Origin of the sequence: Sphingomonas sp. CCH9-F2 (genome assembly GCF_001556735.1) — a bacterium.
GTDB classification, from domain to species: domain Bacteria; phylum Pseudomonadota; class Alphaproteobacteria; order Sphingomonadales; family Sphingomonadaceae; genus Sphingomonas; species Sphingomonas ginsenosidimutans.
This window is the reverse complement of record NZ_LSJO01000154.1, coordinates 1-7492: the sequence shown is the minus strand read 5'-3', so window position 1 is coordinate 7492 and position 7492 is coordinate 1. Positions and strand designations below refer to the sequence as shown.

The window sequence follows — 7492 nt, the reverse complement described above, 5'->3', positions numbered from 1 at the left end:
GCGTTGGTGGGCATCGTCTCGGTCGCGACACCGCCGCACTCGGGACAGGTCAGCGTGGAGGTGAGCTGCATCAGGAAAGCGCCTTTATAAGCGGCGCTTCAATGCGATCCCATATCAGCGCGGTCAGCGTCAGGGTCGTGCCGATCGTGAGCATGATCGGAGTTGCGCGGGACGGTAGGGTCACGGTGCAGGACCGATCCGCAGCGCAGGTCCTCCGACGCCGCACATACGCCCACCACCCGGCAGCCAGGCCGACGAGGGAAAGCGCCGTCAGGGCCCAGCGCAGAGGCATCAGCGCGGCGAAGGTGCTCGACAGGCCCGCCCCCACGCCCAGCGCCGCCAGCGCGAGCGGCAAGACGCAGCAGGATGCGGCGGCTAGGACCGCGCCGAAGCTCGCCAGCGCACCCAGGGCGGATAGCCCCGCGTCGGCGCGGCGTGGCGATGCGGAAGCGGCCAGGGTTTCGTGCGGCAAAATCCTTTTATTCATCAGTCGTCTCCGGCGGAATAACCCCCTAATGCCTCCTGTAGCGGCTACAGGAGCAAGCGAATTATGAGGGATGAGAAAGGCCTAGCTATCGGCGAGTTGTCGCGCCGAACCGGCGTGAACATCGAGACGATCCGCTATTTCGAGCGCGTCGGCATTGTGGCGACCCCACCCCGCACGAGCGGGGGCCGGCGAGTATATGGGGCCGGCCACGTCCGCGTCCTTGGATTCATCCGTGGCGCGCGTGAACTCGGCTTCACCCCGGCCGAGGTGCGCGCGATCCTGTCACTTGGCGGTCCCGCGCAGGCGTCGTGCAGTGAGGTCCGCGAGATCGCGGCCCACCACCTGGAGCGGGTTCGCGCGAAAATGGCAGACCTAGCGCAACTCGAAAGCCTGCTTGCCACGACGATCGACCGTTGCGAGGGCGACGGGGCGGCGAGTTGTGCCGTGATCGAATTGCTTGACCAATATACAACCACTTAGGTGTCAAAACCGGTCGGTTGTGACACCGCCATCCTGCCCTAGCGTTTCCGAGGGTTTGCAGGTGTCACAACCCCGTGCCGAATTTTCTGAGCGTCGCTCAAATCAGCCATCCGGCTACGGCTCGCTCGGGCCACATTCCTAGCTTGAATGATGCCCGCCGCCGCTCAAGCTATTCTCAAACGGCCCTTTAGAACCCCGTCCGGGACGTGGTGTCGCAGGATGTGCGCAGGAAGCTGAGCGCCTCGGTGACCCGGCGTACGGCGTCGTTGTCGCCGACGAAGATGTCAATGCCGTCATAGGGCTGTACGCCGCTCCTGATCTCGACCGAGGATTGCGGCGCGTTCGTCGAGTAGAGCGGCCGGATGGCCACCACGCGGTCGAGCATGACCTGGATCCTGCTTTTGTCGGCGAGCGCCATCGTGACCGCGCAATTGCCTTTCACCGTGACCGTAACAATCTTCGCGCTTCGCACGAACCCCGGCCAAGGCTTCACTTCCGCGGGTCCGCGCGTCAGCATATCCTGAATGAACGTCGACGCCCCAGCCGCCGTTCGTGGCTTCGCCGGCGCTTGCTCCTGGGCGATGCCGGCGCTCGGATACTCCAGCGCGAGCAGGCACAACAGGATCAACTTACTGTGCGGCATACGAAAGCTCGGTGAATTTCAGGGTGGATGTGGTCGGAGGCGCGGACCGCCAGGGCGCGATCATACGGCCCATTGTATAATGGTCGCCGACGCCGTTGCGCACGTCGCCCGCGGTTCTGAGGTCGGCGCAGATCGTATATCCAAGCCGCTGGTAAAGCGCGAGCGCACGTTCGTTGCGCGTCGCCACGAGAATGACGAGAAAAATGAAGCCGCTCCGTCGCGCCCACGCCTCCCCGGCCGACACCAGGTCCGAGCCTAGCCCCAGCCCCCGCCACCTCTGCCTGAGCGCTAGGCTGAACGAGGCGAACTCGGCGGCTTCCTCGCCCAGCACACCGTGCACGTCGATGTATCCCAGCAAGCTTCCGTTTCGCTCCAGAACGAAGATGCCCCGCTCGCTGCGCGCGACGGCGGTCAACTCCTCCAGCGTGCGCCGTAGCAGCGCCCGACGATCCGCGACGTCGAGCACCATGTGCTCCGTTTCGGCGCTCAGCACGATCTTCAAACGTGCAAGCGCTTTGGCGTCGGCGACCGAGGCGGCGCGCAGTACGATCGGCGACTGCCCTAGGGTCAACCTGACAACGTGCGCGGGATGCCTGCGCGCGCGGTTTATGCCGATGGGCGTGCTGGGGAGAGCACTCCGGCTCAAGAGGCGGCGGCCGCTGCTTGGGTGGGCTTGCCTCCAACCGGCAGTCGCAGGGTCGAGCAAGCTCCAACCATGACGGCCTTGAAGCGCGCGACATTGGAACCGATGGCCGTCCAGCGAGGCTGATCACGGTTGGTGGCGATGATAAGCCCGGCCAGGTTGCCGACCACCGACACCAGATCGACGGCCAGCGCGAAATACGCCCCTGCGAGCAGGTTATGGGCCAGCCAGAATGGAGCAGCGACGAGAAAGGTCGCTTTCATCCGGACAATCGATCTCTGGGACCGCGCGCGCATGCTGATCACACTGGCGCACGCCACGAGCGCGGACAGCGCTCCATGCCAGGTCATGATGGTGAGCAGCATCAACGCGACCAGCATCAAGCCGTCCAGCGAACGCCGGCGATGAGGATCGCTCGATGTGATCGCGACCAGAAGCTGCACGAGCGACAAGCCGCTCGCGGCTGCGGCGGTGAACGCCCCCAGAAGCGCAAAATGCATCGCGAAGGCCAGGGCGCCGGCGCTTTGGACGGCGAGAGCGCTGCGACGATCGCGGAGAAATGGCCAGGCCGCAACGCAGGCGAGTCCGGTGAGGCCGAGCAGCGTCACCGGGTTCCCCGCCAGGGTTATTGTCTCGAATAACGATTGCACCAAAGGATCCCGCATGCCGCCAGCCGGTGAGCATCATGAAGGATCAAGGTTACCAAGTCGTACCTACTTGGTGAGCGGGGTACGACTGAACGGGCGCTGACGGGGCCATTCAGACCTGTTTCAAGGCAGCCCATCTAGTCAGGGGCCAATCCGCCATCGGGCGGACCTTGGAAGGAGAACCGAGATGGTGCGCAAGTTCATCGCAGCTGCGGCGCTGCTGGCTTCCACGGCCGGCATGCTCGCCCCGAGCGCAGCGCTGGCGCGAGACCGTGAGCATGGCGGATGGCAGGCCCGCAACGAGCATGGCCGGGATCAGCACGGCTACGGCAACCGCTATCGGGATTATGATCGCCGCAATCGACACGGGAGCTACTACGCCAGCAACCGGCATTATGTTGGAAACGGCTATTATGCGCGCCGCCATGGGTCGGGTTACGGTTACAACCAGCATCGCGAGGGCGAGCACGATCCCTATCGCGGCCACTAGGTCGCGTTGGGAACACAAGCGGGCATCGGGCTTGGCAGGCCGTGCGGATAGGCGCATGTTGATGACGGGCGGTCGCTCAACGTCCGGGCGTCGTCCGTTCATCGGACCCGAGCAATGCCGCGCCCTCTTCGTAAGGCCCTCTCCACCTTCATTCTGCTGGCAGCGCTTGCCGGCTGCGTCAGTCGCCGAGAGATGACCGCCCGCCATCAGGCCGCGTGCGCGAGCTACGGCTTCCAGCCCGGGACGGAGGGCTACGCCAACTGCCTTCTTCAGCTCGACATGGGCGATTATAGTTATGGCCACCACGGCGGTGGCGTGCCGTTGTTCCCCGCGCGGCATCCTTCGCCCCGGCCGGCTCCCGCCCCCGCGGTTACGCCGGACCAAGCCCGGTGAAACAGTTCGCCGCCTTGGCGAGCCGAGTATGTCGATCCGGCGTGTCGTTCAGAAGGCGAGGTGGTTCAGGCCGCCGTGCATGAATGATCCGCCGAGCCAGCCTTGGACGGCGATCGCGATGGTGACCGCGCCGAGCAGGCTCCAGTAAGCGGTGCGGGGCCGCTCCGCCGCCCGCCGCGCCCGGAACGCCAGGTAGACCAGCACGACCGAGAGTGCCGCCAGCGTGGTGCCGAGCCACCGGTGAGTCATCAGCACGGGATTGCGATCGGAAAGGTAGAAGCCGCCGGCGAACCAGCCGAGGAACGCCGCGACGATCGCGCCCAGCGAGCCGACGATCAGCATGACCCGCGCCGCTTCCTGGTAGGATGCGTTGCGCCGCCAAAGCCCGAACAGCTCCACCGCCAGCGCGCCAATGATCATGGCGATCGGGAAGTGGATCACCATCGTGTGCAGGCGGCCAAGCCAGCTTACCAAGCGCTGCCCGAAGGTCTTGTTCCTGGCGTTGGCCTCGTCGTGCCCGTGGCCCATCGCCATGTCGTCCGCAGCCACGTCCTGGCCCATCGCGGCGTCCGCCGGGCCGACCGCGTTGTCGTTCATCCCCGCCATGCCTGCATGGTCGTCGCTTGCCGCCCGGCTCGCCTGAGTATTGCCCGGTCCGGCCCCGAGCGCGTCGTGATCCTCATGGGCGAGCGCCGGTCCCGCCATGCCCAGCATAAGCGCCGCCAGCAACAAGGTCAGCTTCGAATTCCGCATGGGCCAAGCGCTTTCTTTGACGATTCTCTTTGTGGATACGCAGCACGAGGCGTTTGCCCTCGCTAGCGCTTGGCATTTCCCGATGCGCCCTGCCTGCACGGGTGAGACACACAGTTCAATTGCGGACGATCCAACCCTAAGACAGAAGCGTCGCGATCACGCCAGCATTCAAAGCGGAGAAGTAGCTTTGCCTTTTCTGCGGAAGCATCGGCAGGAGCACCTGATCGTCCGCTTGAGCGCCGCTTGCACGCGACGCTCTCCGGGGAAAGGTCAGAACACATCTACCCGGTAGTGGCAGGCCGCTAGACCTGCTTTCTCCAGCGGGTTGCCACGTTCGCTACTGGCAACCCGCTAGCCGTCCGTCCGACATGGCTTCACTTCGGCTTCGGCGCAGCCTTTTGATGTCCGCCCTTGTGGTGGGCGGTCTTCTTCGGAGCGGCCTTTTTGCCCTTCGTGGCCATCTTGGCACCGGGTGCCATCTTCATCCCGGCCATCGAGCCACCGCTCGTTTGCGCCGACGCCGCGCTGACGCCGGCGGTGGCGATGCCAATAGCCGCAACGGCCTGAAGCAGCTTGGCTGCGAAGTGTGTTGTGATCATAATCTCTCCACTCCCACGGGCAGACGGCAATGGTCGATCTGCTCATGAGATACTACGCGACAGGATGCCTGAGCCCTCATTATCGTGGAGAAAGGATCCGGTGTGGAGCGGAGGTCGCACCCGCGGACGCTCCCATCGTGAGCAGGATCGAAGATCAGCCCAGCACTCCAACCGGAGAAGAAGCGATGAGGATCAACATGCTTGGCTACGGAGTCGCCGTTCTGGCGGCCCTGCTCGTCTCTGCGTGCGGAACACGCGAACCGGAGAACATCTCGGAGGATCAGCTCAATCATTTCACGGGAATCACCGAGCACGACCACCCGTCGTCGCCGACGGCTGATCAGCAGAGCGGCGACAGCTCGGCCGCTTCCAACTCGGTGAACGGTGAAGCGAGGTGAGCCGGTCGAGGCGTTTGCCAGGTCGGCGGCTCCTTGCTACTCGCCTGTCCGAAACCGAAGGGTTTCGGACAGGGCCGGCGCGATCGTCCGCAACCTAGCTTGACAGGATTGTGAACAGCGGCAAGGATCCGGACACCCTTTGTGAACGGATCAGGGCCGTGTCGCGCACCTTCGCCTATGCCCGCGTGTCCACCGCGGGCCAGACCACCGAGAACCAGGTCCGCGAGATCGCGGCCGCGGGGTTCGCGGTCGAGCCGCACCGGGTGGTGAGCGAGACCGTGTCCGGTTCGGAAGCGATCGCAAGGCGCGAGGGCTTCGCGCGTCTCCTCGACCGCATGGAGGCGGGCGACGTGCTGGTCGTCACCCGTCTCGACCGGCTGGGCCGCGACGCCATCGACGTGAGCGCGACCGTGGCCCGGCTTGAGGGAGCCGGCGTGCGGGTGCATTGCCTGGCGTTGGGTGGGGTCGACCTGACCAGCTCGGCGGGCAAGATGACGATGGGCGTGATCAACGCGGTCGCCCAGTTCGAGCGCGACCTCTTGGTCGAGCGCACCCAGTCAGGGCTGGCGCGCGCGCGGGGACAGGGGAAGAGGCTCGGCCGCCCGCACTCACTCGACCCCGCGACCCGCGCGGCAATCCTCGCCGGTCTTGCGCGCGGCGAGAGCCTTTCGGCGTTGGCGAGGCGGCACAAGACCAGCCGCCAGACGGTGATGCGCTTGCGCGATAGCGAGCAGGCGCAAGCGGATGGCTAAGCGGAAGTGGCGTCACCCTTGCCCGTCAGATGCTCATGCTCATGATGTCCTTGTAAGCGGAGAGCAGCTTGTTGCGAACCTGGAGCGTCGCCTCGAACCCGATCGAAGACGCCTGGCGGGCGAGCATGACCTTAGCAATGTCGGTTTCCTCGCCCCGCTCATAGGCGACGGTGAGAGCACCGGCCTTGGCGTTCACCGCATTGACCTTCTGGATCGCATCGGTGAACACCGATCCGAAGGAGGCCGGCGCAGTGCTTTCCGCACCGCCGATCGGGGCTGGCGAAGGGGCGACGGCTTTTCCCAGCGCCGCGTTGCGTTGCAGGATCGCGTTGCGGACCGCCATCACGCTATCGACTGAGGAAATGGCCAAGGGAGCCCTCCGTAATGCGCGGGTAAAGCGGCGCGACGCCATCATCCTTTCTAAACCCTTAGGGTTAGTAAACGACGCGTTAGTCGATGAGTGCTCATTCCGCTCGTTCCGGCAGGCGGCCTTGTCGCCCCCGTGTGATGGTCGCGCCGGTGGACGGGCGAGCGGCGCGTTCAGGCGAACAGGTCGCCGATCGCGCGCACCCGGAAGGCGTTGAGCCAGCGGCGCCGGCGATGCTCGCCGGCGTCGTGGCGCATGTGGCATCACTGGCAGAGCGCGGCGAGGTTGCGCAGCCGGTTGTCGCCGGGATCGTGGTTCAGGTGCGCGCTGGCGAGCACGACGCGCGTGACCCGCATCGAGGCGGGCGGGTCGATACCGGCGAACCCCGGTTGCGCGCGTGAAAGATCGTCAGGCTTCGGCAGGCGGCGAACCCCCCTGCCCTGCCCGTCACGCCAGCGGCCCACGTCCTCGTCCCACCAGACCCCATCGCCGAGGTGCAGCACATCGCGCCCATGCGGGCGACGGCAATGCTCGCAGCGTCCCTTGGCGCGCCGAGATCATCGCCAAGGCCGAGTCCGGCCAGGGCTCCCCCGCCCAACTCGCCACCCTGTTCCGCGTGTCGCGCTCGACCGTGCAGCGCGTGTTGCGCGAGCACCGGGCGCGGCAGGCGCTTGGTCAAACCATCGAACAGGTGCGGGCCAGGTTCGATGACCTGCCACCGGCCGAGCTGGAAGCCTTGATCGACGAGGCCATTGTGGCGACTCTACAGCCCAACGCTCCCGCCGCCGTGTGACCGCGTGGCGGAGGCCGTCCAGGGCGGCCGCGTTATTTGTCCCACCC

General features: G+C 65.8%; 13 protein-coding genes and 1 pseudogene. 7 read left to right on the top strand and 7 right to left on the bottom strand.

Going from position 1 to position 7492, the window contains the following annotated elements:
• Nucleotides 1–70: 70 nt before the first annotated feature.
• Complete coding sequence (locus AX685_RS04485; protein ID WP_004213257.1) at nucleotides 71–487, bottom strand: mercuric transporter MerT family protein; 417 nt, start codon at nucleotides 485–487, stop codon at nucleotides 71–73.
• A gap of 63 nt (nucleotides 488–550) precedes the next feature.
• Between AX685_RS04485 and AX685_RS04480 the strand changes: the two genes are divergently transcribed.
• Entirely contained in the window at nucleotides 551–967 is a 417-nt protein-coding gene (locus AX685_RS04480; protein ID WP_021224446.1) for a MerR family transcriptional regulator, read from the top strand.
• Nucleotides 968–1154: 187 nt separating this feature from the next.
• Here the strand turns inward: AX685_RS04480 and AX685_RS04475 are convergent, their stop codons facing one another.
• The 3 genes from AX685_RS04475 to AX685_RS04465 form a co-directional block, all read right to left on the bottom strand.
• Entirely contained in the window at nucleotides 1155–1610 is a 456-nt protein-coding gene (locus AX685_RS04475) for a hypothetical protein (RefSeq protein ID WP_066485853.1), read from the bottom strand.
• Nucleotides 1597–2181, bottom strand: a complete 585-nt coding sequence (locus AX685_RS04470; protein WP_066485850.1) for a GNAT family N-acetyltransferase — start codon at nucleotides 2179–2181, stop codon at nucleotides 1597–1599. Before AX685_RS04470 ends, AX685_RS04475 begins: the two co-directional genes overlap by 14 nt.
• A 71-nt stretch (nucleotides 2182–2252) precedes the next feature.
• Nucleotides 2253–2861, bottom strand: a complete 609-nt coding sequence (locus tag AX685_RS04465) for a YgjV family protein (RefSeq protein ID WP_066661607.1) — start codon at nucleotides 2859–2861, stop codon at nucleotides 2253–2255.
• Between the two features lie 226 nt (nucleotides 2862–3087).
• Here AX685_RS04465 and AX685_RS04460 point away from each other — a divergent pair, with 226 nt between their 5' ends.
• A complete protein-coding gene (locus tag AX685_RS04460; protein ID WP_066485845.1) occupies nucleotides 3088–3390 on the top strand; it encodes a hypothetical protein in 303 nt (100 codons plus the stop codon).
• 441 nt (nucleotides 3391–3831) lie between these two features.
• On the opposite strand, the gene AX685_RS04450 is transcribed toward AX685_RS04460, so the two are convergent.
• Complete coding sequence (locus tag AX685_RS04450; RefSeq protein WP_231738553.1) at nucleotides 3832–4497, bottom strand: DUF2231 domain-containing protein; 666 nt, start codon at nucleotides 4495–4497, stop codon at nucleotides 3832–3834.
• 413 nt (nucleotides 4498–4910) lie between these two features.
• Complete coding sequence (locus tag AX685_RS04445; RefSeq protein ID WP_066485841.1) at nucleotides 4911–5135, bottom strand: hypothetical protein; 225 nt, start codon at nucleotides 5133–5135, stop codon at nucleotides 4911–4913.
• Between the two features lie 185 nt (nucleotides 5136–5320).
• Between AX685_RS04445 and AX685_RS04440 the strand changes: the two genes are divergently transcribed.
• Both AX685_RS04440 and AX685_RS04435 read left to right on the top strand, forming a co-directional pair.
• Nucleotides 5321–5533 carry a hypothetical protein gene (locus tag AX685_RS04440; protein WP_066485832.1) on the top strand — a complete coding sequence of 71 codons (213 nt, stop codon included), beginning with the start codon at nucleotides 5321–5323 and terminating at the stop codon, nucleotides 5531–5533.
• Between the two features lie 110 nt (nucleotides 5534–5643).
• Nucleotides 5644–6285 carry a recombinase family protein gene (locus tag AX685_RS04435; RefSeq protein WP_231738552.1) on the top strand — a complete coding sequence of 214 codons (642 nt, stop codon included), beginning with the start codon at nucleotides 5644–5646 and terminating at the stop codon, nucleotides 6283–6285.
• Between the two features lie 25 nt (nucleotides 6286–6310).
• Here AX685_RS04435 and AX685_RS04430 read toward each other — a convergent pair whose 3' ends face one another.
• Nucleotides 6311–6628: a flagellar hook-basal body complex protein FliE gene (locus AX685_RS04430; protein WP_066485829.1), complete on the bottom strand. Its 318-nt coding sequence runs from the start codon at nucleotides 6626–6628 to the stop codon at nucleotides 6311–6313.
• 164 nt (nucleotides 6629–6792) lie between these two features.
• On the opposite strand from AX685_RS04430, the gene AX685_RS23490 reads away from it, so the two are divergent.
• The 3 genes and pseudogenes from AX685_RS23490 (at nucleotide 6793) to AX685_RS23055 (ending at nucleotide 7445) form a co-directional block, all read left to right on the top strand.
• Entirely contained in the window at nucleotides 6793–7053 is a 261-nt protein-coding gene (locus AX685_RS23490; RefSeq protein ID WP_158229987.1) for a hypothetical protein, read from the top strand.
• 155 nt (nucleotides 7054–7208) lie between these two features.
• Nucleotides 7209–7253: pseudogene (locus tag AX685_RS23485) on the top strand (hypothetical protein); the annotation flags it as partial.
• A 15-nt stretch (nucleotides 7254–7268) separates the two neighbouring features.
• On the top strand, nucleotides 7269–7445 hold the full coding sequence (locus AX685_RS23055; RefSeq protein ID WP_231729669.1) for a hypothetical protein: 177 nt from the start codon (nucleotides 7269–7271) through the stop codon (nucleotides 7443–7445).
• Nucleotides 7446–7492 lie beyond the last annotated feature (47 nt).